Origin of the sequence: Pseudomonas sp. Sample_24 (assembly GCF_004307605.1) — a bacterium.
In the GTDB taxonomy this organism is placed as follows: domain Bacteria; phylum Pseudomonadota; class Gammaproteobacteria; order Pseudomonadales; family Pseudomonadaceae; genus Aquipseudomonas.
This window is the reverse complement of the sequence record NZ_RCNW01000117.1, coordinates 14,825-41,504: the sequence shown is the minus strand read 5'-3', so window position 1 is coordinate 41,504 and position 26,680 is coordinate 14,825. Positions and strand designations below refer to the sequence as shown.

The 26,680-nt window shown below is 60.3% G+C and carries 25 protein-coding genes and 1 pseudogene; 9 read left to right on the top strand and 17 right to left on the bottom strand.

Features of this window, described 5'->3' with window-relative positions:
- The 4 genes and pseudogenes from D8V06_RS05950 to D8V06_RS05935 all read left to right on the top strand — a co-directional run.
- A partial coding sequence (locus D8V06_RS05950; protein WP_241667782.1) for a transposase occupies positions 1–618 on the top strand: 618 nt, incomplete at its 5' end.
- Positions 619–758: 140 nt separating this feature from the next.
- A complete protein-coding gene (locus D8V06_RS05945; protein WP_130904713.1) occupies positions 759–1,013 on the top strand; it encodes a hypothetical protein in 255 nt (84 codons plus the stop codon).
- A 150-nt stretch (positions 1,014–1,163) separates the two neighbouring features.
- Positions 1,164–1,438: pseudogene (locus D8V06_RS05940) on the top strand (transposase); the annotation flags it as partial.
- 278 nt (positions 1,439–1,716) lie between these two features.
- Positions 1,717–2,727 carry a GlxA family transcriptional regulator gene (locus tag D8V06_RS05935; RefSeq protein WP_130930609.1) on the top strand — a complete coding sequence of 337 codons (1,011 nt, stop codon included), beginning with the start codon at positions 1,717–1,719 and terminating at the stop codon, positions 2,725–2,727.
- Positions 2,728–2,763: 36 nt separating this feature from the next.
- Here D8V06_RS05935 and D8V06_RS05930 read toward each other — a convergent pair whose 3' ends face one another.
- Together D8V06_RS05930 and D8V06_RS05925 are read right to left on the bottom strand one after the other, a co-directional pair.
- Positions 2,764–3,624, bottom strand: coding sequence for a CAP domain-containing protein (locus D8V06_RS05930; RefSeq protein ID WP_056853412.1), 861 nt, complete (start codon positions 3,622–3,624; stop codon positions 2,764–2,766).
- Between the two features lie 368 nt (positions 3,625–3,992).
- Positions 3,993–4,781 carry an alpha/beta hydrolase gene (locus tag D8V06_RS05925; RefSeq protein WP_130907160.1) on the bottom strand — a complete coding sequence of 263 codons (789 nt, stop codon included), beginning with the start codon at positions 4,779–4,781 and terminating at the stop codon, positions 3,993–3,995.
- A gap of 52 nt (positions 4,782–4,833) precedes the next feature.
- Between D8V06_RS05925 and D8V06_RS05920 the strand changes: the two genes are divergently transcribed.
- The 4 genes from D8V06_RS05920 to D8V06_RS05905 all read left to right on the top strand — a co-directional run bounded on the left by D8V06_RS05920 (position 4,834) and on the right by D8V06_RS05905 (position 8,611).
- The gene (locus D8V06_RS05920) at positions 4,834–6,087 is read left to right on the top strand and encodes an MFS transporter (protein ID WP_130930608.1); all 1,254 of its coding nucleotides are present in this window, start codon (positions 4,834–4,836) and stop codon (positions 6,085–6,087) included.
- A 21-nt stretch (positions 6,088–6,108) separates the two neighbouring features.
- A complete protein-coding gene (locus D8V06_RS05915; protein ID WP_130930607.1) occupies positions 6,109–7,053 on the top strand; it encodes an aldo/keto reductase in 945 nt (314 codons plus the stop codon).
- A gap of 112 nt (positions 7,054–7,165) precedes the next feature.
- Positions 7,166–7,828 carry a hypothetical protein gene (locus D8V06_RS05910; RefSeq protein ID WP_130930606.1) on the top strand — a complete coding sequence of 221 codons (663 nt, stop codon included), beginning with the start codon at positions 7,166–7,168 and terminating at the stop codon, positions 7,826–7,828.
- Positions 7,829–7,957: 129 nt separating this feature from the next.
- A complete protein-coding gene (locus tag D8V06_RS05905) occupies positions 7,958–8,611 on the top strand; it encodes a peroxiredoxin (protein ID WP_056853417.1) in 654 nt (217 codons plus the stop codon).
- Between the two features lie 99 nt (positions 8,612–8,710).
- Here the strand turns inward: D8V06_RS05905 and yghX are convergent, their stop codons facing one another.
- From yghX to D8V06_RS05875, 6 genes are all read right to left on the bottom strand, one after another.
- Positions 8,711–9,598, bottom strand: a complete 888-nt coding sequence (gene yghX / locus D8V06_RS05900) for a YghX family hydrolase (RefSeq protein WP_130930605.1) — start codon at positions 9,596–9,598, stop codon at positions 8,711–8,713.
- 160 nt (positions 9,599–9,758) lie between these two features.
- Positions 9,759–10,160: a heme-binding protein gene (locus D8V06_RS05895; RefSeq protein ID WP_130904720.1), complete on the bottom strand. Its 402-nt coding sequence runs from the start codon at positions 10,158–10,160 to the stop codon at positions 9,759–9,761.
- Between the two features lie 17 nt (positions 10,161–10,177).
- Positions 10,178–11,398 (bottom strand): glycolate oxidase subunit GlcF, encoded by a 1,221-nt coding sequence (gene glcF, locus D8V06_RS05890; RefSeq protein ID WP_130904721.1) that lies wholly within the window; start codon positions 11,396–11,398, stop codon positions 10,178–10,180.
- A 3-nt stretch (positions 11,399–11,401) separates the two neighbouring features.
- Positions 11,402–12,466 carry a glycolate oxidase subunit GlcE gene (glcE, locus tag D8V06_RS05885; protein WP_130930604.1) on the bottom strand — a complete coding sequence of 355 codons (1,065 nt, stop codon included), beginning with the start codon at positions 12,464–12,466 and terminating at the stop codon, positions 11,402–11,404.
- Positions 12,466–13,965, bottom strand: coding sequence for a glycolate oxidase subunit GlcD (gene glcD, locus D8V06_RS05880; protein ID WP_056853422.1), 1,500 nt, complete (start codon positions 13,963–13,965; stop codon positions 12,466–12,468). The genes glcE and glcD overlap by 1 nt, the downstream gene beginning before the upstream one ends.
- Before the next feature lie 261 nt (positions 13,966–14,226).
- The gene (locus D8V06_RS05875; protein WP_130930603.1) at positions 14,227–15,990 is read right to left on the bottom strand and encodes an L-lactate permease; all 1,764 of its coding nucleotides are present in this window, start codon (positions 15,988–15,990) and stop codon (positions 14,227–14,229) included.
- A 178-nt stretch (positions 15,991–16,168) separates the two neighbouring features.
- Between D8V06_RS05875 and D8V06_RS05870 the strand changes: the two genes are divergently transcribed.
- On the top strand, positions 16,169–16,405 hold the full coding sequence (locus tag D8V06_RS05870) for a hypothetical protein (RefSeq protein WP_056853424.1): 237 nt from the start codon (positions 16,169–16,171) through the stop codon (positions 16,403–16,405).
- 99 nt (positions 16,406–16,504) lie between these two features.
- On the opposite strand, the gene D8V06_RS05865 is transcribed toward D8V06_RS05870, so the two are convergent.
- The 9 genes from D8V06_RS05865 to D8V06_RS05825 form a co-directional block, all read right to left on the bottom strand.
- A complete protein-coding gene (locus tag D8V06_RS05865) occupies positions 16,505–17,929 on the bottom strand; it encodes a gamma-aminobutyraldehyde dehydrogenase (RefSeq protein WP_130930602.1) in 1,425 nt (474 codons plus the stop codon).
- Between the two features lie 187 nt (positions 17,930–18,116).
- Positions 18,117–19,640 (bottom strand): amino acid permease, encoded by a 1,524-nt coding sequence (locus D8V06_RS05860; RefSeq protein ID WP_130930601.1) that lies wholly within the window; start codon positions 19,638–19,640, stop codon positions 18,117–18,119.
- Positions 19,641–19,762: 122 nt separating this feature from the next.
- Positions 19,763–20,785, bottom strand: coding sequence for a DUF3445 domain-containing protein (locus tag D8V06_RS05855; protein ID WP_130904342.1), 1,023 nt, complete (start codon positions 20,783–20,785; stop codon positions 19,763–19,765).
- 17 nt (positions 20,786–20,802) lie between these two features.
- Positions 20,803–21,771, bottom strand: a complete 969-nt coding sequence (locus D8V06_RS05850) for a PDR/VanB family oxidoreductase (protein ID WP_056853427.1) — start codon at positions 21,769–21,771, stop codon at positions 20,803–20,805.
- The gene (locus D8V06_RS05845) at positions 21,768–22,373 is read right to left on the bottom strand and encodes a dimethylamine monooxygenase subunit DmmA family protein (protein ID WP_130930600.1); all 606 of its coding nucleotides are present in this window, start codon (positions 22,371–22,373) and stop codon (positions 21,768–21,770) included. The genes D8V06_RS05850 and D8V06_RS05845 overlap by 4 nt, the downstream gene beginning before the upstream one ends.
- 246 nt (positions 22,374–22,619) lie before the next feature.
- On the bottom strand, positions 22,620–24,056 hold the full coding sequence (locus D8V06_RS05840) for a sigma 54-interacting transcriptional regulator (RefSeq protein WP_056853429.1): 1,437 nt from the start codon (positions 24,054–24,056) through the stop codon (positions 22,620–22,622).
- Positions 24,053–25,183 carry a PAS domain-containing protein gene (locus D8V06_RS05835; protein WP_130930599.1) on the bottom strand — a complete coding sequence of 377 codons (1,131 nt, stop codon included), beginning with the start codon at positions 25,181–25,183 and terminating at the stop codon, positions 24,053–24,055. Before D8V06_RS05835 ends, D8V06_RS05840 begins: the two co-directional genes overlap by 4 nt.
- Positions 25,184–25,796: 613 nt before the next feature.
- Complete coding sequence (locus D8V06_RS05830) at positions 25,797–26,216, bottom strand: organic hydroperoxide resistance protein (protein WP_056853431.1); 420 nt, start codon at positions 26,214–26,216, stop codon at positions 25,797–25,799.
- A gap of 151 nt (positions 26,217–26,367) precedes the next feature.
- A complete protein-coding gene (locus tag D8V06_RS05825; protein ID WP_056853432.1) occupies positions 26,368–26,586 on the bottom strand; it encodes a PLD nuclease N-terminal domain-containing protein in 219 nt (72 codons plus the stop codon).
- Between the last annotated feature and the right edge of the window lie 94 nt (positions 26,587–26,680).

Sequence of the window (26,680 nt, the reverse complement as noted above, 5' to 3'; positions counted from 1 at the left end):
GTCGCCGAGGATTATCAGCGCTACCTGACGGATTTACGTGAACTCAAAGATGCATGGGGCGTAAAGGTCTACGCCTACTGTTTGATGACCAACCATGTTCATCTGTTGCTGGCTCCGGGTGACTCTGCTGCTGGACTGGGGCAGTTGATGAAGGTCTTGGCAGCGCGTGCGACGCGCTATCGCAATCGACTGGAAGGGCGTACAGGCACTCTGTGGGAGAGTCGGTACAAATCCAGTGTGGTGCAGTCAGATTCCTACCTGCTTGCTTGTTGTCGTTACATTGAATTAAATCCAGTACGTGCTCGCATGGTGGCCGATGCGGCGGATTACCCATGGTCCAGCTATGGAGCCCGAATCAGTGACAGGCCTGATGAGCATTGGCTGGATTTCGACCCATGCTTTACGGCTTTGGGTGACACGGCGATGGAGCGGCGCCTTCAATATGAGCGGTTCATGCAGCAAGCTACTTCCGATGAGGAGACCAGATTGATTCGGGACGCCTTGCAGCGTGGTCAACTGACGGGGACAAGCCGTTTTGTGGACGAGGTGGAGCGGATTGTGGGGCAGCGGGTAGAGCAGCGTGGGCGAGGCCGACCAAGGAGCGGACTAGGAAAATAAATCTGTCCCCTTTTTTCTTTATATCGGAACAATTAAAGCCTTTTGTAGGCGATAGTGCAGCTCAGGTATTTGGAAATATGGCAGGAGCAGGAATTTCAGAAGTAATAGGGGGGCGAAGTCCAGTCGCTGGGTGATAAATAATGAAGCCAAAAAAAGTTGGGTTGCATTTGTTCTTGCTGTTGATTGTATATGCCACTGCGTTATTTTATGTCGCAGGGCTATGCGGAAGTCTTATTGGTGCAGCAATAAATTACTACAAAAGTGGTGCTTGGACATTTGACGGGGATGATTTTCTAGTTTCGTTACGGTTTGCTCTTGTCTATGGCGCTTGGGGCGGAGCAGGAGTTTGGGGTTTGTCAAAAATTGAAGACGTTAAGAAAAAAAGAAAAAAATAAAATGAAAGAAGCTCTCACTTGAATTGCCGCATGAGGACCAATGTTTATTTTTTAAGCCTCTTGATCCTTCGCTTTCAAAAAGGGGACAGGGACAGATTTATTTTTTCTCCTTTGCTACGCTGAAAACCTCCATGGAAGGAGAAGTAAAAAGTGCACAGAATGGGACGCCTCGTATTACCCAACTACCCGCACCACGTTGTGCAACGCGGTCATAATCGCCAGGTGGTATTTGCTGTCGCCGAGGATTATCAGCGCTACCTGACGGATTTACGTGAACTCAAAGATGCATGGGGCGTAAAGGTCTACGCCTACTGTTTGATGACCAACCATGTTCATCTGTTGCTGGCTCCGGGTGACTCTGCTGCTGGCTGGGGCAGTTGATGAAGGTCTTGGCAGCGCGTGCGACGCGCTATCGCAATCGCCTTGCGATAGCCATTTTCTGACTTCCCAAATCCCCCCATCTTCAGCCGCTTCCTGCAATCCTCCATGTCCTCATTGAAAACCCTCGGATTTCTGTGATTGCCTGATCAACCCCAACAAAATTTCTTCCGATGAACCCTCCCACTTGCTCGCTGGTTTCAACTGGCGTAAACAATGCACGCACCGCGCAGGCGCAACTGTGCGGTTTTTGCTGCGGAGCAGGAGTGATAGACATCAAGGCGCTTAATCACATGTACGACCACACGACGAAGCGAGGCGGGCGTTGGTAGAGCGACGTCAGTTCAGCGGTGCGATGAAGGGCAAGAACCTTCGCTACCTCAATGAACAGGAAGGCCAGTCAATTCGCGCCCGGGCAGGTTTTTTGCTGCTGGAGCATTTCTCGTTGCCGGCATTTACCCAGGCACTCGATACGATTGTCACTGCGAACCTGCTGCGGCCAGAGCTGTTTTCCACCAAGACTTTCGGTTTGCGCGAAGGTGAAGTGATCAGCGATTTGGGGTTGGTGATCCGCCCGGATGCGCGCCTCGATCATGGGCAGATTATGCAGCTCGATCTGTTGGTGATTTGTGGCGGGTATCGAACGGCGCTCCAGGCTGACGACGTGCTGGTCAGTCTTTTGCAAGGGGCCGCCGAAGCAGGCGTGAAGCTGGCAGGGATCTGGAATGGCGCCTGGTTTCTCGGTCGAGCCGGTTTGCTGGACGGTTATCGCTGCGCGATCCACCCGGAGCATCGTCCCGCGCTGGCGGAAATCGCCAAACTCACCCAGGTCACCAGCGAAGCGTATGTGGTGGACCGCGATCGTCTGACGGCGTCCAGTCCCAACGGTGCGTTCTACATGGCGCTGGAATGGATCAGAGGTTTGCACGACAAGGCGCTGACCGACGGTATTGAAGACATACTGGCATTTGAAGCGTCGCGCTATCGACGCATCAAACCCAGCCTCAATGTCTCTGTCAGCGGCCCGCTGCGCGAGGTGGTCAACCTGATGGATGCCAACCTGGAAGAGCCTTTGGAGATGGAGACGCTTTGTCTGTATGCCGGTCGTTCCCGACGGCAGATCGAGCGACTGTTCAAAGAGCAGTTGGGTACGACACCGCAGCGCTATTACATGGACTTGCGCATCACTGAGGCACGCCGGTTGCTGCAGCACACGACCTTGACCATCGTCGAAGTCTCCGTCGCCTGTGGCTTCGTTTCACCGAGCCACTTCAGCAAATGCTACAGCGCCTATTTCGGCTATCGACCGTCCAAGGAAACCCGGTTGGTGAAGTAACGGCTCGATGAATGATCGGCAATCACAGCGAGCCGATCATTTCGCCCCGAACAGCATCGTCCAGTAGACCCCTTCATCGCTGCGTGCGTCCGTCGCAAAGCCCGCACCCACTTGAGTGAACATCGGGTTCATCAGGTTGGCGCAATGCCCGGGGCTGGCGAGCCATCCGGCCATTGCCTTGTTCGCCGAGCCTTGGCCGGCTGCAATGTTTTCGCCGATCTGCCGACCACGGTAACCGGCGGCGCGCGCCCGGTCGGCGGGGGTGTCGCCATCGGGGTCGCGGTGGGCGAAGTAGTTACCGTAGGCCATCGCTTTACTGTGGCCTTGCGCGGCGGCCCCGAGACTTGCATCCCAGGACAACGGACGGGCCGCGGCGAAACGCTGGCGACCGCACAGCCGTGGTTTGGCCCGGGCGGCATTCACTTGCGCCAGCAAAGCTTTGCTGACGGCTCGCGGATCGGCCATTTGACTGTCGAGAACGGGACGGGCCAACACCACTTGCCACTCACCCCGACTGCGGCTCACACCGATGTCAGCGTACTGGCTATCGAGCAGTGCGGCGCAGTGATCATCCTGCAGCAGTTCAAAGGCCTCTTCGGCATCCTGCGCACCCACCACGCGGATGGAGCGCACGGCGACAGCCTGGTAGCCGGATGCCTTCAATCGATCGCGTAAACCGCCACCGTAACCCACCGGCAATGCCAGGTTTGACTTCAGGGCCAGCGGCGACAAGCGCTGGGCCGGTCGCCGCGAGCAGTCTCGCGGATGGGCACGGTAATCGTTGATGGCTTCCACCAGTTGTCGCTCCGCGCCGGCGTGGGCGGGAGGGGCGATCAAGGGCAGTAAAGTAACCAGACACAGCGAAGTGAAGCGCAAGGCGGAGGCGGTTTGGCGCATGGTGCGGACAGCTCGGATGAGGTGACGACGTTAAGGAGGAAGTGCAATCGCCGGTCTAAGACTGGCGCCGTGAAACAAGGTTCACGGGACGGACGGGCTTATTGGTTGGAGACGGTTTGTGTCCGACGGACGTACTTGAGGATGGCGGTCCATTGCCTGTCGGTGTGTCAGTCGGGTGAGATGGTGGATGGGCCGGCCTCATCGCCAGCAGGCTGGCTCCTACCGTTGATTGGTGTCGTACGCGAGGTATATGCACGCCGTAGATCCCTTGTAGGAGTGAGCCTGCTCGCGATGACGGTGTGTCAGGCGCGGGAGATTTTGGATGTGCCGGCCTCATCGCCAGCAAACCGGTTCCTGCAGGAATCGCGCTATAACCCATCCCCCAGCGCCTTGAAGTACTCAGGGCTGTCGCTGATCGAATTGTGCCCCGCCCCCTTGATGATCTGCATCGATGCCACGCCCTTGGCGAAGTGGCTGTACAGCCGTTGCGTGCTGGAATTTGGAATCACTTCGTCATGTTCGGCGGCAATCAGCCGCGTCGGCACTGCGATGTGTGATGCATAGCGCCAGGATTCGAATTTGTCCTGCAACAGCCACCGCACCGGGAACCATCGGAACTGACGGGCGGCGAGCTCTTCGAGGCTGTTGTAAGGCGTGACCAGCAGCAGGCGGGTGGCCGGTCGAGAACTGGCCAATCGCACCGCGACGCCTGACCCCAGGCTGCGGCCGACCACGATGATGTGCGGATGATCGGCATAGACCTTGTCGAACAAGGTCATGGCGTCGCGGGCAATGGCCTCCTCGGAGGGCGATCCACTGCTGCCGCCGTAGCCTCGGTAATGCATGAAGTACAGTGCATGGTCCGGGAAGGCCTCGGCGAAGCCGGGCAGGCTGCGGGAAACGTCTTCGGCATTGCCACCGAAATAAATCAGCGCCTTGGGGCCGTCGTGCGAACGCACCGAAACCAGCACCTGCGCGTCATCGACGGGCAGCGTGAGCAATGCTTGCGCTGAACCAGCGGCGCGGGGTTGCGGGTAGTAGATCAGCGAGCGCTGAAACACGTACAGCGCTGCGCAAAGCGACAGATACGCTGCGGCAAGGATGACAACGAGTAACACCAGGGTTCGGGACATTCGACTAACGTTAGTGGGCGGCATTGACGGCTCCGGGGTGCTGTCAGAGTGTAGCTGGCGGTGAAGGAGGGCACCGATGCCCATCGGTCTCAAGTGGCTCAATGTGTTGCCTTCGGAAAGAGCGGCCCTGGCCCTGGGTTTTGCTTTTCATTTTTGCGTGCTCGCCAGCTATTACCTGGTGCGACCGTTGCGCGATGCGCTTGGGCTGGAGGGCGGCGCCGATCAATTGCAGTGGCTGTTCACCGCCACGTTTGTGGTGATGCTGCTGATGGTGCCGGTGTTCGGCGCGCTGGCGTCGCGTCTGCCGGCCACGCGCTTCGTCCCGTTGATCTACCGCGTCATTGCCGCCTCGATGCTGGTGTTCGGCCTGCTGATCGCCAACCACGTCGCGCCAGTGACGGTCGGGCGGGTGTTCTTTGTCTGGATCAGTATCTACAACCTGTTCATCGTCTCGATTTTCTGGAGTGTGCTGGTCGACCGTTTTACCAGTGAACAGGGCCGGCGGCTGTTCGGTTGCATCGCCGCCGGTGGCACCCTCGGCACGTTTATCGGGCCGCTGCTCGCGGCGACCATGGCCACCCGGCTTGGCCCGGTGGCATTGACCGTTGCGGCGGCACTGTTGCTGGAGATCGCCGTGCATTGCTATCGAGGGCTGCTGGCGCGCACGCAGTCGCAATCGGGCAAGCCGTTACTCGACGAACGGCGCATGGGCGGCAACATGCTCGCCGGCATCACCCTGATCCTGCGGTCCCCGTACTTGTTGGGGCTGGTGCTGTTCATGCTGCTGCACACCAGCGCCGCGACCCTGTTGTATTTCGAGCAGGGACGGATTGTCGCTGACAGCTACGCTGATACAGGCAGCCGGACGCAATTCTTCGCCATTGTCGATTTGATCGTGTCGGCACTGACCCTGACGTTGCAACTGCTGCTGACCGCACCCTTGATCCGCCTGGTGGGGATCGGCGGTGCGCTGCTGGCAATGCCGTTGGCGACCATCGTGGCCTTTGCCGCCATGGCACTGGCACCGGTGCCGGCCACCGTGGCACTGGCCCAAGGCTTGCGCCGGGCTGTGGAGTTCGCCCTCGTGCGACCGGCGCGGGAGGTATTGTGGACAGTGGTCAGCCGCGAAGAGAAGTACAAGGCCAAGAATGTCATCGAGACCCTGGTCTATCGCGGCGGCGACGCCGCCAGTGGCTGGTTGTCCGCCGGTTTGACGGCGTTGGGCGCAGGGTTCGGCCTGGTGGCGCTGGTGATCGTGCCATTCGCCGGGGTGTGGGGCGGGTTATGTCTGTGGCTGGCGCGGCGCCAGGCGCAACAAGTCGAAACCTGATTGGCGGGCGAGGGACGATTTATGAGCCATCCTGTGGGGTACACCCGTAGAAAAATTCTTACGCTGGCTGCCGGTGTTTCGGCGGTCTTCACGTTCGGTCCGACCGGCGCACAAACCCCGCCGTCGACGGGAACAGGAGGCAAGAACATGCAGACCCGCGTCATTCCTTCCAGCAAAGAGTCGTTGCCCATTGTCGGCCTGGGCACCTATCGCGGTTTTGACGTGGCCCCGGACGATGCCGCCTACAAGCAACTGCCTGCGGTGCTTCGCGCATTGTTCGAGAAGGGCGGGACGGTGATCGACAGCTCGCCAATGTACGGCCGTGCCGAACAGACCACCGGTGAACTGTTGTCCATCCACGAGCCCCGCTCACCAGCGTTCCTGGCAACCAAGGTCTGGACCCGGGGCCGCGAAGAGGGCATCGCGCAGATGGAGCAGTCGTTCAAGTTGTTGCAGACCGATCGTATCGACCTGATGCAGATCCACAACCTGCTCGACTGGCAAACCCATCTGCCAACATTGCGCCGATGGAAGGAAGAGGGGCGCATTCGTTACATCGGTATCACCCATTACACCGCATCGGCGTATGAGGAAGTGGAAGCGGTGCTCAAGGCCGAGCCGCTGGATTTCTTGCAGATCAACTATGCGCTGGATGATCGCGGTGTCGAAAAACGCATCCTGCCGCTGTGTCGCGAGCGCGGTGTAGCGGTGATTTGCAACCGGCCGTTCGGCGGCGGTGGCTTGTTGGGGCGACTCAAGGACAAACCGCTACCGGGCTGGGCGGCTCAAGTCGGGGTCAAGAGCTGGCCGCAACTGGCGCTCAAGTTTTTGTTGTCGCATTCGGCGGTGACCTGCGTCATTCCCGGCACCGGTAACCCGCGCTACATGGCTGAAAACGCCGGTGCCGGTTTCGGGCCGATGCTCACCGATGCGCAACGGCATCAATTGATCGCCATGGTGGATTGACGAGGGCTCGCTCGATCAGCAGCAGGCACGTTCCTGACTACACTGAGTGAAGCATTCGGATTTAACCTCCCTTAAACACGACGGCTCGCCTGCGGGCCGTAAGGCCGTGCCTATGCAAGACAACCGCGAACAGCTGCGTACACGCGTGCTCGATCCTGTCGATCGGGTCACGGAAGTGATTTTTGGCTTGCTGATGGCCATGACTTTCACAGGCACTATCAGTGTTGCGACCGCCAATCAGGAAGAGGAGCGCACCATGATGATTGCCGCGCTCGGCTGCAACCTGGCCTGGGGGTTGGCGGACGCGGTGATGTATCTGTTGCGCACGGTGATCGAACGCACGCGCAACCGCACACTGTTTGCCGGTTTGCGCGCGGGCGTGGACGCAAGCGCCGGCCAGGCACTGATTGCCGATGCGTTGCCACCGCGTATCGCCACGGCGGCTGGCACCGAAGGCCTGGAAGTGTTGCGCCAGCGCCTGGTCGCATCGCCGGCCACGCCGAATTATCCAGTCCTGAGGCTGGAGGATTTCAAGGGGGCGCTGGGTGTTTTCCTGTTGGTGGTGCTCGCGACGTTTCCGCTGGTGGTGCCGTTCCTGCTGCTTGAGCAGACGGGGCTGGCGGTGCGTTTGTCCAACCTGATCGGGCTGGTGGTGCTGTTCGTGGCTGGCTGGATACTGGCGCGATACGCCGGCGCCAAGCCTTGGCAGGGCGGGGTGGCGATGGCGGTTGTTGGTGCAGCGCTGATCGCGGCGATCATCGCGCTGGGTGGCTGAGCGTGGGCTTGCAGCCTGTCATCATTCGTCTCCTATACTCAGTCGCGTTGACTGGCTCGACAGCCATGCACGAATGCTGTTGCGCGTGCTCTGACAGCATCCCTGAAACTCACTTTAAGGAGATCGATCATGACCATTCGCATTGGCGATGAAGCACCGGATTTCACCGCCGACACCACCGAAGGCCCTATCAATTTTCACCAGTGGATTGGTGATGGCTGGGCCATTCTGTTTTCCCATCCCAAGGATTTCACACCGGTCTGCACCACTGAACTGGGCTATCTGGCCAAGCTCAAGCCGGAGTTCGACAAGCGCAACACCAAGATCCTCGGGCTGAGCATCGACCCGGTCAGTGATCACAACAAGTGGGTCGGTGACATTGAAGAAACCCAGGGCAACGCCGTCAATTATCCGTTGATCGGCGACGAAAACCTGGTGGTGGCCAAGCTCTATGACATGATCCATCCGAACGCCAGCGGCGGCTCGCGCACCGCTGTGGACAACGCCACCGTGCGCTCGGTGTTCCTGGTCGGGCCGGACAAGAAGGTCAAGGCCATGCTGATCTACCCGATGAGTGCCGGGCGTAACTTCGATGAAGTGCTGCGCCTGCTCGATTCGCTGCAACTCAATGCCAAGCACACCGTGGCTACGCCGGTGAACTGGCGTCCGGGTGAGGACGTGATCATTCCGACGTCGGTGTCCGATGAGGACGCGAAGAAGAAGTATCCGGATGGGTTCAAGACTTTGAAGCCTTATCTGCGCACCGTGGCGCAGCCCAAGTAATCAGCGGCAGTGACACCGCCAACGCGAGCAGGCTTGCTCCCACATTCGATCATCTGTAGGAGCGAGCCTGCTCGCGATTGGGCCGGTCCTGCCGGCCCGTCAAACCAGATACTTGCGAAACCACTCCAACGTCCGATCCCACGCCAGTTTCGCCGCCGCTTCGTCATAACGCGGTGTGGAGTCGTTGTGGAAACCGTGATTGGCGCCCGGGTAGATATACGCTTCATACGTCTTGCCGTTGGCCTTCAGTGCCTGCTCATAAGCCGGCCAGCCTTCATTGATTCGCGTATCCAGTTCGCCAAAGTGCAGCATCACCGGCGCCTTGATCCGGGGCACATCCTTGGCATCGGGTTGGCGGCCATAAAACGAAACGGCGGCGCCCAGTTCCGGGTAAGCCACCGCCGCCGCATTGGTCACGCCACCGCCGTAACAGAACCCGGTGATGCCGACTTTGCCGTTGCCGGCTTCATGTTTCATCATCCATTCCACGGCCGCGAAAAAGTCATTCATGAGCTTTTTCGGGTCGACCTTTTCCTGTAGCGCGCGACCCTTGTCGTCATTGCCCGGATAGCCCCCCACCGAACTCAGGCCATCCGGAGCGAGGGCGATGAAACCGGCCTTGGCCACACGCCGGGCGACGTCTTCAATGTACGGGTTGAGCCCACGGTTTTCATGCACGACCACTACACCCGCGACCTTGCCGGTGGCTTTGGCCGGGCGCACCAGATAACCACGTACCTGCCCGTGACCCTTGGGCGACGGGTAGGTGATGTATTCAGCGATGATGTCCGGGTCGGTGAACTCGACTTGCTCGGCGAGCGCGTAATTCGGGCTCAGGGACGCGAGCAGCGCACTGGCAGTCAAACCACCGAGAGTGAACAACGCGGCGCGGTCGAGAAATTCGCGGCGGTTGATCAGGCCATGGGCGTAAAAGTCGTAGAGTTCCAGCAACTGCGGGGCAAAGTCTTTCGCGGTGAGGCGGGTCATCGGTGTGCTTCCTCTTCGGCGGGTTGGACACTACCCCCGTAGGAGCGAGCCTGCTCGCGATGGCGGTGTATCAGGCAAACGGATGTTGGATGTGCCGCCGTCATCGCGGGCAAGCCCGCTCCCACAGGGATCTGCGGGGGTTGTTAAATGTGCATCGCGATCACTTCAAACACTGCGCCCCGGCTTTCGCCACTTGCGCATCCTGCTCGGCCTTGACGCCCGACACGCCCACCGCGCCGATCACCTGGCCGTCGACGATGACTGGCACGCCGCCCTCCAGCGATGTCAGCAGTGGCGCCGATAGAAAAGCCGTGCGGCCGCCGTTGACCATCTCTTCATAGCCCTTCGATTCCCGCCGACCCAGCGCCGAAGTGCGGGCCTTTTCCGTGGCGATATAGGCGCTGATGGGCGAAGCGCCGTCGAGGCGTTCCAGGGCCAGAGGATGACCGCCGTCATCGACCACCACGATGGTCACCGGCCACTGGTTGGCCTGGGCTTCGGTCCGCGCCGCCGTCAGGATCTGGCTGACTTCGGCCTGGCTCAGGATGGCTTTGCTGTTCATGGGCAATCTCCGGGGCGTTATTGGGACAGGGCGGCTTCGACCAGTTCGATCCAGTGCCGGACCGGTGTACGGCCCGCGCCATCGAGGTGCGACTGGCAGCCGATATTGGCCGTGGCGATGACTTCGGGGTAGCCGCTTTCCAGGGCATTCATCTTGTTGTCACGCAGTTGTCGGGCCAGTTCCGGCTGGGTCAGCGAATAGGTGCCCGCCGAGCCACAGCATAGATGACCGTCGGGCACGGTCGTCAGATTGAAGCCCAGGCGCATCAACACCGACTCCACTGCGCCACCGAGTTTCTGCGCGTGCTGCAACGTGCAAGGGCAATGAAACGCCACGCGTCGGGCGTTATGAATGCCGAGTTGTTCCAGTGGCTCATTACGCAGTACTTCGACCAGGTCCTTGGCCAGAGCACTGACGGTTTTGGCCTTGTCGGCGTAGGCCGGGTCGCGTTCGAGCAAATGCCCGTAGTCCTTGATAAATGCACCGCATCCACTGGCCGTTTGCACGATGGCTTCGGCGCCGCTTTCAATGCTGGGCCACCAGGCGTCGATGTTGTGCCTAGCACGATCCAGTCCGGTCGCCTGGGCGTCGAGATGATAATCCACGGCACCGCAACAACCGGCTTCGCGGGCCGGCATGACACTGATGCCCAACCGATCGAGCACCCGCGCAGCGGCCACGTTGGTATTGGGTGACAGCCCCGGTTGTACGCAACCTTCGAGCATCAACACCTGCCTGGCGTGGCGGGTGGTGGGGCGTTTTTTGGTTGCCGGTGAACTGCGCGGCAATTTGCTTTGCAATGTGCCAGGCAGCAGCGCACGGAACATCTGGCCGCTGTTGACCAGGCCCTTGAACAGGTCCGCATGCGGCACCAACGTGCGCAGCCCTTCGCGTAACAGGCGCTGACCAATCGGGCGCGGCACTGCCGCATCGACCACCGCCCGGCCGATGTCCAGCAGGTTGTGATAGTCGACGCCGGACGGGCAGGTGGTTTCGCAGTTACGGCACGACAGGCAACGGTCCAGATGTTGCTGGGTTTTCTGCGTGACCTCGTTGCCCTCGAGCACTTGCTTGATCAGGTAAATGCGCCCGCGCGGGCCATCCAGTTCATCGCCGAGCAACTGATAGGTAGGGCAAGTGGCATTGCAGAAGCCGCAGTGCACACAGGTGCGCAGGATGCTGTCGGCTTCTTCGGCGCGGGGCAGTTGGCGAGCATTTTCACTCAGGGTGGTCTGCATGGTTCAAAGCTCCGCGTACAGACGTCCGGGGTTGAAAATGCCCCGGGGATCGAGTTGCTGCTTGAGGTTGCGGTGATAGCGCATTAGCCCGTCGGGAAGTGGCTGAAATGGACTGTCAGTGAGGCCGTGGCTGTAGCAGGTCACGTGACCGCCGACCTCTTCGACGACCTGGCGAATGAATGCTGCCTGGGCGTCGGACTTGAGCCAGCGCTGGGCGCCGCCCCAGTCGATGAGCTGCTTGCCGGGCAGCGACAGGCGCGGCGTGTTGTTGGGCAAGGACAGGCGCCACAACGGTTGGTCCTCGTCGAAGAAACTCAAGCGCTGTTCATTGAGATCCGCCCAGTACGCCGCCTCAAGCAGCTCACCACCCAAACGGTCATGGGCCGCCGCCACCGAGCCTTCACCGCCCTCGAGCCGCAGCTGCAAGCGTTCGCCATCGTGACACGCGGCACTGATCGGCAACGGTTGCTGGCCCCATTCTGCCAGGCGCAACAGCGCGCGCTCAGCGCTCATTTCAAGACTGATGCTCAAGGCTTGGCGGGGTTTGGGCAAAACCTTGAGCGAGACTTCAGTGATCAAGCCCAGGGTTCCGTAGCTACCGGCCATCAGCCGCGACAGGTCGTAGCCGGCGACGTTCTTCATCACTTCGCCACCGAAACGCAAATGCTTTCCCTGGCCGGTGATCACCCGTGTGCCGAGGACGAAATCGCGTACCGAGCCGGACCAGGGCCGCCGCGGCCCCGACAATCCGCAGGCAATCATGCCGCCAACGGTGGCGCCATCGCCAAAGGCTGGCGGCTCACAGGGCAGCATCTGCTGGGCGGCGTCCAGCACTTGCTTGAGTTCGGCCAATGGCGTACCGCAACGCACGGTGATCACCAACTCAGTCGGGTCGTAACTGACGATGCCGCGATGTGATCGGGTGTCGAGTATTTCGCCGGCCGTCATGCGCCCGAGAAACGCTTTGCTGTTGGCGCCCTGGATGCGCAACGGCGTGGCGTTTTCCAATGCCTCGTTGACCTGCTCCAACAGCAGCGCGCTGTCGTCCAAATCGGCTTTTGCGTACATCAGAAACGCTCCAGGTCAGGGAACGGCAGTTTTCCGGCATGCACGTGCATTGCGCCAAATTCGGCGCAGCGGTGCAGGGTCGGGATGTTCTTGCCGGGGTTGAGCAAGCCACCGGGGTCGAACGCGGCCTTGATCGCGTGAAACAGGGTCAGCTCATCGCTGTTGAACTGTGCGCACATCTGATTGATCTTTTCGCGCCCGACACCGTGTTCACCGGTGATGCTGCCGCCGACCTTCACGCACAGCTCCAGAATCTTGCCGCCCAGGGTTTCGGCACGCTCCAGTTCACCGGGCTGATTGGCATCGAACAGAATCAGCGGGTGCATGTTGCCGTCGCCGGCGTGGAACACATTGGCGACGCGCAAACCGTATTCCGCCGACAGCTCGGCAATGGCCTTGAGCACGCCGGGCAATTCGCGGCGCGGAATGGTGCCGTCCATGCAGTAATAATCCGGTGACAGGCGACCGACCGCCGGAAAGGCGTTTTTCCGACCGGCCCAGAACCGCACCCGTTCGGCTTCGTCTTTGGCCAGGCGCACTTCGGTGGCGCCAGCCTGTTCCAGCACCTGGCGCACGCGGTCGCAGTCGTCATGCACATCGGCTTCAACGCCGTCGAGTTCGCACAGCAAAATGGCTTCGGCCTCAACCGGATACCCGGCGTGGATGAAGTCTTCAGCGGCGCGGATAGCCAGGTTATCCATCATCTCCAGGCCACCGGGAATGATCCCGGCAGCGATGATATCGCCGACGGCACGGCCGGCTTTTTCCACGGAATCGAACGCCGCCAGCAGTACCTTGGCGGATTGCGGCTTGGGCAACAACTTGACCGTGACTTCGGTAATGACCCCGAGCATGCCTTCGGAACCGGTGAACAGTGCGAGCAGATCCAAACCCGGTGAGTCTAGGGCGTCGGAGCCCAGCGTCAGGTGTTCGCCATCGACGGTGAGGATGTCCACCTTGAGCAGGTTGTGCACGGTCAGCCCGTATTTCAAGCAATGCACGCCACCGGCATTTTCCGCGACATTGCCGCCGATGGAACAGGCGATTTGCGAGGAGGGATCGGGGGCGTAATACAAGCCATAAGGTGCGGCGGCCTGGGAAATCGCCAGGTTACGCACGCCCGGCTGAACCCGCGCAGTGCGGGCTGCGGCGTCGATATGCAGGATCTGATTGAAGCGCGCCATCACCAGTAGCACGCCTTTTTCCAGCGGCAATGCGCCGCCCGATAAACCGGTCCCGGCACCCCGAGCCACCACCGGCACCCGGCGCTCATGGCACAGGCGCAATATCCCTTGAACCTGCGCGATTTCACGCGGCAACACCACCAGCATCGGTGTGGTGCGGTAGGCGGAAAGCCCATCGCACTCGTACGGCTTGAGTTCTTCCTGCTGGTGCAGGATTTCCAGGTCGGGCATCTGCGTTTGCAGGGCCTGCAGCAGTGCGTTTTTGTCGACGTCGGGCAGGGTGCCGTCAACGCGTTCATCGTAAAGAATGTTCATCGGCGCTCGACACTCGGTTTGTTGTTCTGGGATTGCTTGCCTTGGGTTTGTCCCTATCTTTTCGTCCCTGGTAAAGCGCTTTTCATTCAATAAGTTTTGCCCTGAAACGCAGATACGCAAGTACCACCGCAATCCCGGCCCCTGTAGGAGCGAGCCTGCTCGCGATGTACTCCAGAACTGCCCTTCGAAGAAAAAGCCCGGAAGGCGAACCTCCCGGGCAAGGGCTTGAGCTTCAGCGCAGTGAAACCTCGGTCTGTCGGTTCAATTTCCGCCCACCACCATACTGCTGAATGGCGCCACATACGCTTGCAACGTCACCAAACCGCCGACCAGGATCGCCAGGATGATCGAGTGGAAGAACACGTATCGCAGGATTTCCCCTTCATGGCCGTACCATCGGGTAGCGGTGGAGGCGACCACAATCGACTGCGCATCGACCATCTTGCCCATCACCCCACCGGAACTGTTGGCCGCTGCCATCAACACCGGGCTCAGGCCCAGTTGCTCGGCGGTGACCCGTTGCAAGCCGCCGAACAGCACGTTGGACGCGGTGTCCGAGCCCGTCAGCGCCACGCCGAGCCAGCCGAGTAATGTGCCGAACATCGGATAGAAGATTCCCGTCGCGGCAAAGGCCAGGCCCATGGTGGCATCCAGCCCGGAGTAACGGGTGAGGAAACCCAGGGCAAGCATCGCCGTGATGGTGATCAACGAATAGCGCACCACCCACAGGGTTCGCAGGTATTGGTGGATCAATTGCGGGATGGAATAGCCCATCAGCAATCCACCGACAATCGCTGCCAGCAGGATCCCGCTGCCGGTGGAGGTGAACCAGGTGAATTTGTAGACCGCCTCTTCGACTTTAGGCGCTGGCACCACCGGTGGCACTTTTTCGATTTGCTGGTGGATGGTGGTGAAGGTCAGGACCGGAGCGAATACCGGGTTGGCTTCGCGCATCGGCTTGCCCTGCGGGTCGAGCTTGGCCGAATTGGTGGCCGGATCAATCGCCGGGCGGGTGTCGAACATGTTCTTGAAGCCCTGGGTACCCCAGGCGAATACGAATATCGTGAGGATGATCCACGGCATCCACGCGCGCATTACAGCCTTTTTCGATTCGCTGGAAAACGCCGCGCTCGGCTCGATTTTCGACTCATATTCGGCGTCGATCTTCGAGTTATCGACTCGGCCGGTGAGGGCGGCGGACGTGTGTACGGTGGCCGGTTTCCAGACTTTCAGGAAACCGGTCAGGCAGGCCATGGAAATCAATGCGGCGATCACGTCCACCAGCATCGGCCCGTGATAGTTGGAAACAAGAAATTGCGGAATGGCAAAACTGACCCCGGTGACCACGATGGCCGGCCAGATTTCCAGCATCTTGCGCCACCCGGCAAAGGCCCAGATCAACCAGAACGGCACGATCACCGAGAAGAACGGCAATTGCCGCCCGACCATCATCGACAGCTCCATTTCATCCAGCCCGGTGACTTTGGCCAGGGTGATGATTGGCGTGCCCAATGCGCCGAATGCCACCGGCGCGGTGTTGGCGATCAGCGCCAGGCCCGAAGCCGCCAGCGGCGAAAAGCCCAGGCCGATCAGAATCGCGCCGGTCACCGCCACCGGCGTACCGAAGCCGGCCGCGCCCTCGAAGAAAGCGCCGAAGCAGAAGGCGATCAGCAGCAATTGCAGGCGCCGGTCGTCGGTGATCCGCGCCAGGGAATCCTGCAGCACTTTGAACGAGCCGTTCTCGGTGGTGAGGCGGTGCAGGAAGATGATGTTCAACACGATCCAGCCAATCGGCAGCAAGCCATTGGCCGCGCCGTAGAGTGCAGCAGACCCCGCCATGTCGGCGGGCATGCCGAATGCGAAAATCGCGATCACCAGCGCCGAGGCCAGGGCGAGCAGTGCCGCCAGGTGGGCCTTGACATGGAAAAATGCGAGGGCTGCCAGCATCACCACGACCGGCACGGCGGCCATGACGGTGGAGAGTACCGGGTTATTGAACGGATCGTAGATTTGCTGCCAAACCATGTTCCACCTCTGCTTTTTATTGTTGGATGCGCAGACCCCGGAGGGGCGGTGGCTTGTAGTATAGGTGGCATTTCGCCGCTGTCAGGTTGAGTGTTCAGAGTCGCGAATCAGCGCGATTGCGGGGCTGAGCTAGGATTGGCAGTAAGGTCGAAAATCCTGCGACGGGAGGAAAATTGCAATGACTGAGCGCCATCTGGACCACAAGGAGACGCTGTCGAACGGATGCAGCATTCGGGTCAAAGCCGAGATTTTGAAGGACGGTTCGCTGGGGATGTTCATCGGCGTCTATCGGCCGGACGGCACGCCGATCGACGAAAACCATGACCCGAAACCGCACATGCTGGACATGGAAGCGGCGATGGATTGGGGTATCGATATCGCCAAGGGTATCGGCAACAGTCAGCGAACGTTGTAGGGATTGGTTTTGGAACAGCGGCGACGCCATCGCTGGCAAGCCAGCTCCCACAGGGATTGCTGAGATTTTGTGGGAGCTGGCTTGCCGGCGATGCGTTTCTTAGTGCTTGAACATCACATGCCGAACGACGGTGTAATCCTCGAGCCCATACATCGACATGTCCTTGCCATAGCCAGACAATTTCTGCCCGCCATGGGGCATTTCGCTGACCAGCATGAAGTGCGTGTTGACCCAGGTGCAGCCGTACTGCAACCGAGCGGACAAGCGATGGGCGCGGCCGACGTCGGCGGTCCACACCGAGGAGGCCAGGCCGTAGTCCGAATCGTTGGCCCAGGCCAGCACTTGGGCTTCATCGCTGAATTTGGTCACTGACACCACCGGCCCGAACACTTCGCGGCGGACGATTTCGTCGTCCTGCTGGGCATCGGCCAGCACGGTCGGTTCGAAGAAGAAACCATTGCCCTCGACCGCTTTGCCGCCAGTGATCAGGCGAATGTGCGGCTGGGCGATGGCGCGTTCGACAAAACCGGCGACGCGGTCGCGGTGTTGCGCGGTAATCAGCGGGCCGAGCTCGGTCGCCGGGTCATCCTGCAAGCCGTACTTGATGCTGCTGACCGCCGCGCCGAGCTTCTCGACGAACTTGTCGTAAATGCCCTCTTGCGCATAAATGCGGCAGGCGGCGGTGCAGTCCTGGCCGGCGTTGTAGAAGCCGAAGGTACGGATGCCTTCGACGGCGGCGTCGATGTCGGCGTCGTCGAAAATGATCACCGGGGCCTTGCCGCCCAGTTCCATGTGCATGCGTTTGACGCTGTCGGCGGTGCTGGAAATGATGTTCGAACCGGTGGCGATCGAGCCGGTCAGCGACACCATGCGCACTTTCGGGTGCGTGACCAATGGGCTGCCGACTGTAGGACCACGACCGAACACCAGGTTGAGCACGCCGGTCGGGAAAATCTCCGACGCCAATTGCGCCAGACGCAGGGCGGTCAACGGCGTTTGCTCCGATGGCTTGAGCACCACGGTGTTGCCGGCGGCGAGGGCCGGGGCGATTTTCCAGGCGACCATCATCAGCGGGTAGTTCCACGGCGCGATGGAAGCGATGACGCCCACCGGGTCGCGGCGGATCATCGAGGTGTGGCCCGGCAGGTATTCGCCACCGGCCGAACCGCTCATGCAACGGCTGGCGCCGGCGAAGAAGCGGAACACGTCGGCAATCGCCGGGATCTCGTCGTTCAGCGCGGCGCTGTAGGGTTTGCCGCAGTTGTCCGATTCCAGTTTGGCCAGCTCTTCGCCATGGGCCTCGATGGCATCGGCGAGTTTGAGCAGCAGCAGCGAACGCTCTTTCGGCGGGGTTTGCGACCAGCTGTCGAACGCAGCATCGGCGGCACGCACGGCGGCATCGACCTGGGCTTCACTGGCTTCGTTGATTTCCACCAGCACACGGCCCAGCGCCGGGTTGAATACGGGTTGGGCGGGGCCTTCGCCGGTAATGAGTTGGCCGTTGATCAAGAGTTGGGTTTGCATGGCATTGTCCTCTTCAAAATTATTGTTTTTGTCCGTAGAAACCGGTCCCTGTGGGAGCTGGCGAGTCGAGTCGCCGCATCGCAGCGATAGCGGTGGATCAGCCAACATCTTTGTTGAACCTTCCGGCCCCATCGCTGGCAAGCCAGCTCCCACAGGAATTCGGTTCCCACATTGGGAAATGGGGTTGTCAGTTACCGACCACGACTCTTTGCGACGCTTTGGTCTGTGGTTTCGAGAACTTCCACGCATCACCCGCCGGTGCCGTGCCTTTGTCGTAAGGCTTGCCCAGCAGCATGTAGACCAGACCGGCACCCATCACCACCAGGGTGGTCAGGATCATTGAATAGTTGATGTACCACGGCGCATCCGGCGAGCGCGGCCAGACCATGTTGATGATCGCGCAAACGCCGTAAATCAACGCCGCCAGGTTGATCCACAAGCCCCAGGCACCGAGGGTGAATTGACCATTCGGGCGCCAGCCCTTGGCGCGGGCGATCAACGCGGCGACCACGATCAGCTGGAACGCCACGTAAATACCGATGGCCGCAAAGCCGACAATGGTGGCCACGGCGTCGGCCATGAACATGCCCAGGCAGACAATCGCCGCCGGCACCAGGCCGCTGACCAGCAGCGCGAACGATGGCACATGGTTTGCCGACAGACGCTTGAACAGCGAACTGCCGACGATCATTTCGTCCCGGGCATAGGCGAACAGCAACCGGCTGGCGGCCGCTTGCAGGCTCAACACGCAGGAAATGAACGAGACCATCACCACCGCCATCACCAGGCGCGAACCCACGGGGCCAAACGCGTTGGCCAGGATGGTCGCGACCGGGTCGGTGTCTTCGCCGGCCAAAACCTTGGCCATGTCCGGAACCGAAAGGATCAGCGCCAGGCAAGCGAACATCGCCGCCGCGCCACCGATGTAAATGGTCATGCGCATGGCTTTGGGAATGCGTTTGCCCGGGTTCGGGGTTTCTTCGGCGACATCGCCGCAAGCCTCGAAGCCGTAGTACTGGAACAGACCGGCCAGGGACGCCGCGAGGAACGCCGGCAAGTACGAACCATTGACCTCAAGGTTGAAGGTGTCAAACAGCACGCTGAACTGTTGATGACGCTCGAAGATCAGCAGATAGCCACCGACGAGAATCGCTCCGACCAGCTCGCAGAGAAAGCCGAACATCGCCACCTGCGCCAGCAACTTGGTGCCCACCAGGTTCAACGCGGTGGACAGCAGGATGATTGCCAGGGCGATGTAGATGTTGGCCTCGGGACCGGGGCTGAAGCCCAGCATGATCGCCAGATACGGCCCGGCACCCACCGCGACCCCGGCGATAGTGGCGCACAAGGCCCAGGCATACACCCAGCCGACCATCCACGCCCAGCGCTTGCCCACCAGGCGACGAGCCCAAGGGTAAACACCGCCGGAAATCGGGAACTGCGAAACCACTTCACCAAAAATCAGGCACACCAGCATCTGCCCGGCACCGATCAACAGGTAAGACCAGAACATTGGCGGGCCGCCGGCAGCCAGGCACAAACCGAACAGGGTGTAGACGCCGACGACGGGCGACAAGTAGGTAAAGCCCAGGGAAAAGTTCTCCCACAGACTCATGCTGCGGTTGAAATCGGAGCTGTAGCCGAGGGCGCGTAGTTGTTCCGCGTCCTGGTCGACGCTGCTGCTTGCACGCGTGTTAGATGAGCCACTCATGTTATTTCCTCATTATCAATGGCAGTGGATTGCGGGTATTCAATCCTGTGGGAGCCAGCCTGCTGGCGATGGGGCCCTCACGACCGCCATCGCCAGCAGGCTGGCTCCCACAGGGGATTGCGTCAGGCTTTGGCTTCGTCGTCGTATTGGGACAGCCACTCCACCGCCGCGTCGCGGTAACGGCTGAACCCCTTGTAGTCGACCAGTTGCTGATTCAAGTCGCGCAACACGCGGTGCATGCGCCGGGCCCACGCCGGATTGGTGGCGATGTCTTCGAGGCTCAACAGGTAGGTGCGAATCGGAAAGACAATGGCGTTACTGCGTGGCAGGCGATGCAGCGGTTGCAGTTCGATGCGCAGATACACCAGCTTGCCGGCGTTTTCGGCGGTGACGATGGTTCGGTCGGGTGCCCATTCCGGCAGGCTTTCAGCCGACACTTCCAGACGCGGGTTGACCGTCAGCGACCAGTTCAGGCGTCGCACCGGGTGGCCGATACGCAGGCGCAGCAGGAATTTCAGGGCACGGTCGAGCATGCCGATTTCCTTCACCAGCGGTACCGGACCGTGGAATTCTTCCCAGCTCATGCCGAGGTTGAAACGCAGCGAATAGTCGGCACGCTGAGTGGCGATGCCGGCACCCCAGTACAACGTGCCGTCGCGTTCTTCCTGCAAGACCCAGTCGCCCTGAGCCTGACGGGTCACGTATTCCATTGGCTCATAGGGCAGGGTGGTCGGGTCGCCAAAGGTGAAACGGTCGTCGATGCCCAGCAGCCGGTTGGTCCAGTGCCACTGGCGACCGTCGCGCTCCAGGTTGAAGTATTGCGGGTAATCCCGGGCATAGGACTCCATGATCAATTCCAGAAGGTCCCATTGCGCCTCCATCATGTGCGGTGCCGAGACATAGTGCATGCCCGGGTCTTTCTCCAGGGTGATGGCGCGATCGCGGCACTCGCTGATGTAGTGCTCGTCGATATCGAATGCGGCGCGGAATGCACCGTCGCCCACCGAGACATGCGGTTCGAGGTTCATCGAATACATGTACTCGTCATCGGGAAACGGGAAGGGCGCGCGCGCGATGGTTTCCGGGCTGTTGGCGAAGGTGTAGTCGTCGCGGTAGGTTTCGTCGGGATTGAATTTTATGTTCATTGTTTTTTCTCCGTCGATCAGAGGTCGATGACCAGGCGATTGCATTTGGCGCGGGATACGCAGGGCATGATTTTCTTGCCACTGGTCTTGTCGTCGTCGGACAACCAGTCGTCGCTGTGCAGCAGTTCGCCGTCGAGTTCCAGCACGGGGGTTTCACAATGCCCACAGGCCCCGCCACGACACAGGTAAGGCATGCTGAAGCCCGCGGCTTCGACCGCTTCGAGCATGGTCTGGTCGGGTGAGACCTCGATGGTTGTGCCGCTGCGGCCGAGGGTGAAGCTGAAGGCTTCGCCGCCGCTGCTTTGTTCCAGGAAACGTTCGAAGTGCACATGGCTGTCGGTCCAGCCAAGGTCGCGAGCGCACGCCAGGGTGGCATCGATCATGCTGTCCGGGCCGCACACGTAGACGTGACTTCCCAACGCACGGTCGGCCAGAATCTTGCCGATTTCCATGCGCGATTCGACACCCTTGCGGTACAGATGCACCTGCTGGCCATAGATGGCCTGCAACTCTTCGCCCAATTGCGCATGTTCTTCGCCACGAACTGCGTAATGCAGCTCGAACGGCACCTTGCTCAGGCGCAATTCTTCCAATTGCGAAATCACCGGGGTAATGCCGACACCGCCGGCGATGAACAAATGCAGGCGCGCCTGTTTGATCAACGGGAAGAGATTGACTGGCGGAGTCACCTCGATCATGTCCCCTTCGTTCACCGAATCGTGCAGCGCGACCGAACCGCCGCGACCGCTTTCCACCCGACGCACGGCAATCTGGTAGCTGCTGGTGTCGTAGGGCGAGCTCAGGAGCGAGTAGGGGTTGCGCAAAGTGTTGCTCTGATTGGCGATCAACACCACGACGTGACTGCCACCGGAGAACGCCGGCAAGTGCGCGCCGGTCGGCGAGACCAGGGTGAAGCGTTTGATTTCCGGGGTCACCGCTTCGATGCGGGCCACACGCAGATTCAAAGTCCCATTGTTCTGGCTCATGTATCGAGCTCCTCGGCAGGGGGTAGTTCGCCCGGTACTTCGGCGTCGGCCTTGACCGCCTGAAACGCTGCCAGGCGCCGGGAATAGTGATCGCGCACCACCAGCGTCAGGCCGCAGCCGGGGCAGTCGTAGACACGTTGGGTGACGTTTTCGGTATAGGTGTCGCAGTGCACGCACCAGACCCGGCGCACGAGGGTGCCGGAGTTCTCGCGCAGGACTTCGTCGCGGTTGAGGTCGAAATGCGTGGCCACTTGCATGGCGCTGCCGAGGAAGCTTTCGGAGCCGGCCAGATACAGGCGGGTGCCCATGCGGGCATCGGCGAGCAGCACCTTGAGCGCGTCGATCAACGCTTGGTTCGTCTCAACGACCTGCAATGGCAGGTCGGGGTGGCGCTGCTGCAAAGGTGCGAGGAAGTCCTGCCCGGAAAACGACTCGCGGGAATACAGCAAGGTAATGGGGCTATCCAGCTCCACCAGCTCGTCCAGCAAACGCAACATGGCACGACCGCCGCTGCCTTGCCCGGCAACGATATGGCGCCTGCCTCCCGGTAATGGTTGCAACCGGTCATAGACCGGCCGGCTTTTGATCCCGGTGATCAACATTCTTATTATTCCTCCTGGCTAGCGAGCCGGCGTTTGGAAGCCGGCTGCGATGCAAAGCCCAACGATGGTGGGTTGCAGATAGCAGGAGCACAGGTCGTGCCAAGTGATTAACTTGTTGAAATATAAGGAAGTATCATTTTTGCTGGACTGCGATGCAGGCAAAAGTAAGCAGATGTGTATGCGTTTTTGCAGCGGCTGGAGGAGTGCCGGACAGCGCACAATCCCCGTGGAACCGCCTGACGGCGGTCAATCGCGCTGCAACTTGCGAATCAGCGTGCCGATGTCGATGCCCAGGTGCTGCGCCGCCTTGCGTTTGCTGCCACACAGGTCCACGGCCTGGAGGATCACTTGGCGTTCGAACTGTTGAACCTGAAGCTTGAGGTTTTGCTCCGGGTTGTCTTGCGTCTCGACCTCCACGAAGGAAGGGCTCTGGTGCTGCGGCGATCGCTGCGGTTCCAGCAGCTCGGCTGGCAGGTGATGTTCCTGCGCTTCATCGTCGGCGAGCACCGCCAGCCGCTCGAAGATGTTCACCAGTTCACGAATATTGCCGGGGAAGTCGTAGCTCATCAGACGCTTGCGGCAGCCGCTCGACAGGCTCAGCGACGGCTCGCGGTCGCCATTGATGCGACTCAGGAGAATATCGATCAGGAACGGCAAGTCATCCCGATGCTGACGCAGCGGCGGAATTTCAACCGGCAGCACGGCGAGGCGATAGTAAAGGTCGGCACGAAATTCGCCGATGCTCACCAAATGGCGCAGGTCTTTGTTGGTGGCGGCGATGACCTGCACCTGTACGGTCTTGCTCAAGGGCGAGCCGACTGACTGGATGGTGCTGTCTTCCAGAAACTTCAGGAGCTTGGCCTGCACATGCAGGGGGATTTCGCCGATCTCGTCGAGAAACAATGTCCCGCCCGAGGCCGCCTCGATATAGCCCTGCTTGCCGCCCTGCAAGGCGCCGGTAAAGGCGCCGCGCTCGTAGCCGAACATCTCCGATTCGAACAGGCTCTCGGGAATGCTCCCGCAATTGACGTGTATGAACGGCCGGTCACCCCAACCGGCCGCCCGATGAATATGCCGGGCGATGGCGGTCTTGCCGACCCCCGGTTCACCCAGCAGCAACAACCGTGCGCGCCGGCGAAAAGCGCGCACGCCGGTATCGGCGATGCTCGACAGTTGCGGGGAAAGATGCAGAGCATTGTCCTGAGGATCTCGCAGGCCCTGGGGTTCTACCGGTCGGCCGCCAAGGGCGGCTCGCCGCTGTGGCTGGCTGCCGTCGAAGTCTTTCTGGGTCAACATGCGGAAGGGTTTTTCGTAAGCCCCCGTGGGGATCGCATGCGTGCTGCTGAGCAGCACGCGACCTTCCCGCGAGCGGGTCAACGCGCTGTTGCCACCACGATTCAATGCAGCCAGCAAATCGTCGTAGTTCAACGCCGAACGCTGGAAGAAATCACTTTCCGACAGCCCGACGGCTTGCTGTTTGGAGAGCCGGTTGACCCGTTCGGCGGCCAGATTGAGAAAGCGCACCTGGCCTTCGCCGTCCGTCACGATCAGCGCTTCGCTGAAGCTGTCGAGCAAGGCGTGCAGCGCTGGAGTTTGCAGCAGTGCACCGAGCACTTCAGTGCTGACATTGACCGAAGAACGCATGCCCATCTGCATGGTTGGAGGCAGGTTGGTATCTTTCATGGGTGCAACTCTTCGGTGCGGCGAACGCCCTGGCTTTGGCGGAACACCGCCACCCGCCAGGCCACGCCTTCACGGATCAGGATGCGCGAACAATGCACATTGAAGTGCCGTTCGCGCCCGCCAAGGCCCGGCAGGGGCAGGCTGTGCCAAGTGCGCTCGGGCAGGGCGTTATCCAGCAACAATCGAGCGATGCCGGCACCTTGGGTGATCCCGAAGGTTTCTTCGAAGGCTGCGTTACGCCATTGCGGTTGCAGGTGTTCATCAATCACCAGCACCGCGTCAGGCACCGCATCGAACACCCGGCGCAGGGCATCGATGCGTTGCTCGGCGTCGTGCTGCATGCGCAGTTCCTGGCTGACGTCGCGAATACTGCCCCACATCCGCAACAACTGGCCGTTGACGATGGTCGCCCGGACGTCGTTTTCCACGTAGGCGGGCGAACCGTCATGGCGACGGTCCACCGACAGTGCGCAATCGACGGTGAATCCGGCTTCGATCAAACGCCGCACGAACTCTTCGTTGGCCGGGCTGCGCGGCCAGTACAGTCGCACGGGTTGCTGGTTGAAATCGACATCGGACGGCATCTCGTAGACATCGGCCATTGCCCGGTTGCACAGGCGCCAATGGGAGTCGTTTTCGAACACCTGGCGGACGATTTCATCCGGGGAATTGTTGATGTCCACCGCCTCGGCGAACTCGATGCACCAGTAGGCGACCTTGGCGCTCTGCAGCATCTGGCTCATCACCTCATTGGCGTTGTGCATTTCCCGTAGCCGATGGCCCAGCACGCCGAGCGGGATTTTCAACAGATGAAGACGTGCCGGTTGCACTGTCCGCCATTCCAGCAAGCCGCTGGCAATCACGTGCAACAGCCCGCCGTTGCGGCGAATCAGGGTCAATTCCAGGCTTTGGACCTGTTCATCGGCCGGTGGGTTGGTAAACAGCGAATGCACAGCACGCATCGAGTCGACGCTAAAGATGCGTTCGATCGGCTGGTCGAGCAGTTCCTCGGGTGCATAACCCAATTGATCGCTCAGGCTGGCGGAAAGGTTGAGCAGGTGCCCGTCGGCACTCAGGGTACTGGCAAGAGGCTGGGCTTTTCTGGCCAGCAAATTCAGGATATCCATCGATGAGTCGGCTCACTCTGGTTTATGGGGTTCCTGGATGAAAAACCACAGGCAATAACAGGAGGGCATTTCGCATGCCAACTCGAAAGCCTGCGAACAGGGAGCAACGCAACAAGGTACTTTGTCGACTGCTGCGATATTGCAGCGAAATGTGCATTTATGCAGCGCATGAGTCGAGCTTAATGCGCGAAGATCGTAGGCGGTAGGCATTCCGATGAGTGACGTATGGGCATAGCATTTTTCAATCCAGCGGTATTTGCCACAGGATGAAATCGGTCTAAAAACAGCAACCCACACTTGTTGTGCTTTGCTACTCTGAAGGTGTAGGTGAAAACGCAGACTGATGCGCAAGCGGATAGCGAGGACGCGTGGGGCGCGCTCCGAAGGGTACACGGTTAGAAAGATCTCCGCGCTGAGATCCAGCCCTTATGCCGTGTGAAGCAGGGCAGCGCAAATTGCTGTTTCTGTGGGAGTCCTGATAAACCTCGTAAGCCAGAGACCAGCACTGGCCACCTACTTGGCTCTCGAAGCCGACTTGTGCAGCTGCGAACAAGCAGTTCGCCAAGATCAAATGCCCCGCCTGCCGGGGCATTTGTTTGTCTGCACTATTGCATCAAACCAGATTGATCGTCACGTCGATGTTGCCACGGGTTGCCTTGGAATACGGGCAAGTCTGGTGGGCAGCGTCCACCAATGTGCGGGCCAGTGTTGGCTCAACACCTGGCAGGCTGACGTTGAGACGCGCCTGGAGGAAAAACGCGTTATCGGTCTTGCCCAGATCGATTTCGGTCGCGACGCTGACGTCGGCCGGCAAGCTGACCTTCAACGCCGCCGCGGCTTTGCCCAGCGCACCGATAAAACAGGCCGACCAACCGGCACCCAGCAATTGCTCGGGATTGGTGCCACTGCCGGAAGAGCCCGGCGGGGAGAGCTTGATGTCCAGGCGCCCGTCGTCACTACGCGACTCGCCTTGGCGACCGCCGGTGGTGACAGTCTTGCCGGTGTACAGCACGGTATCGATTTGATTGATCATGAAGTGGCTCCTGCGGGGGTTGAACGGCGACCCGCGCACTTTTTCACTTTCATGTACACCGTATGTGTCCTGGGCACGCGATTGTGTATCGCCGTGTAGTTTCCCTGGCCTCGAATACAGATCGATACAAATCCCTTCCTGAGCGCCTCAGTTATTGTCGGGCCTGCGCCGATTGCCGGTTGTGGACGATCTGCTTCGGCCCGGCCAAAGCCCAGGCAATCAGTCCCAGCAACGGCACAAACACAATCACCACCATCCACACCCCCCTGGTGCTCGCCTTGCCCTCGCTCTTGCGTAGCCGATTGATCGCCCACAATTCAATAATCAATAGCACTGCCGCGAGTACGATCCACGTTGGTTCGAAATGCATGTGTCACCTCCTGATGGTTAAACGGTTAGGTGAACATGGACCGGCAGGGTTCATTAAATTTTGCGGATTGCTACGACGATCAAGTCCTTCCGAT

Coding starts and splice junctions, on each gene's coding strand:
- D8V06_RS05945 (WP_130904713.1), top strand. CDS start 759: ATGAAGCCAAAAAAAGTTGGGTTGCATTTGTTCTTGCTGTTGATTGTA.
- D8V06_RS05930 (WP_056853412.1), bottom strand. CDS start 3,624: ATGCGCCAAACCGCCTCCGCCTTGCGCTTCACTTCGCTGTGTCTGGTT.
- D8V06_RS05925 (WP_130907160.1), bottom strand. CDS start 4,781: ATGCCGCCCACTAACGTTAGTCGAATGTCCCGAACCCTGGTGTTACTC.
- D8V06_RS05920 (WP_130930608.1), top strand. CDS start 4,834: ATGCCCATCGGTCTCAAGTGGCTCAATGTGTTGCCTTCGGAAAGAGCG.
- D8V06_RS05915 (WP_130930607.1), top strand. CDS start 6,109: ATGAGCCATCCTGTGGGGTACACCCGTAGAAAAATTCTTACGCTGGCT.
- D8V06_RS05910 (WP_130930606.1), top strand. CDS start 7,166: ATGCAAGACAACCGCGAACAGCTGCGTACACGCGTGCTCGATCCTGTC.
- D8V06_RS05905 (WP_056853417.1), top strand. CDS start 7,958: ATGACCATTCGCATTGGCGATGAAGCACCGGATTTCACCGCCGACACC.
- yghX (WP_130930605.1), bottom strand. CDS start 9,598: ATGACCCGCCTCACCGCGAAAGACTTTGCCCCGCAGTTGCTGGAACTC.
- D8V06_RS05895 (WP_130904720.1), bottom strand. CDS start 10,160: ATGAACAGCAAAGCCATCCTGAGCCAGGCCGAAGTCAGCCAGATCCTG.
- glcF (WP_130904721.1), bottom strand. CDS start 11,398: ATGCAGACCACCCTGAGTGAAAATGCTCGCCAACTGCCCCGCGCCGAA.
- glcE (WP_130930604.1), bottom strand. CDS start 12,466: ATGTACGCAAAAGCCGATTTGGACGACAGCGCGCTGCTGTTGGAGCAG.
- glcD (WP_056853422.1), bottom strand. CDS start 13,965: ATGAACATTCTTTACGATGAACGCGTTGACGGCACCCTGCCCGACGTC.
- D8V06_RS05875 (WP_130930603.1), bottom strand. CDS start 15,990: ATGGTTTGGCAGCAAATCTACGATCCGTTCAATAACCCGGTACTCTCC.
- D8V06_RS05870 (WP_056853424.1), top strand. CDS start 16,169: ATGACTGAGCGCCATCTGGACCACAAGGAGACGCTGTCGAACGGATGC.
- D8V06_RS05865 (WP_130930602.1), bottom strand. CDS start 17,929: ATGCAAACCCAACTCTTGATCAACGGCCAACTCATTACCGGCGAAGGC.
- D8V06_RS05860 (WP_130930601.1), bottom strand. CDS start 19,640: ATGAGTGGCTCATCTAACACGCGTGCAAGCAGCAGCGTCGACCAGGAC.
- D8V06_RS05855 (WP_130904342.1), bottom strand. CDS start 20,785: ATGAACATAAAATTCAATCCCGACGAAACCTACCGCGACGACTACACC.
- D8V06_RS05850 (WP_056853427.1), bottom strand. CDS start 21,771: ATGAGCCAGAACAATGGGACTTTGAATCTGCGTGTGGCCCGCATCGAA.
- D8V06_RS05845 (WP_130930600.1), bottom strand. CDS start 22,373: ATGTTGATCACCGGGATCAAAAGCCGGCCGGTCTATGACCGGTTGCAA.
- D8V06_RS05840 (WP_056853429.1), bottom strand. CDS start 24,056: ATGAAAGATACCAACCTGCCTCCAACCATGCAGATGGGCATGCGTTCT.
- D8V06_RS05835 (WP_130930599.1), bottom strand. CDS start 25,183: ATGGATATCCTGAATTTGCTGGCCAGAAAAGCCCAGCCTCTTGCCAGT.
- D8V06_RS05830 (WP_056853431.1), bottom strand. CDS start 26,216: ATGATCAATCAAATCGATACCGTGCTGTACACCGGCAAGACTGTCACC.
- D8V06_RS05825 (WP_056853432.1), bottom strand. CDS start 26,586: ATGCATTTCGAACCAACGTGGATCGTACTCGCGGCAGTGCTATTGATT.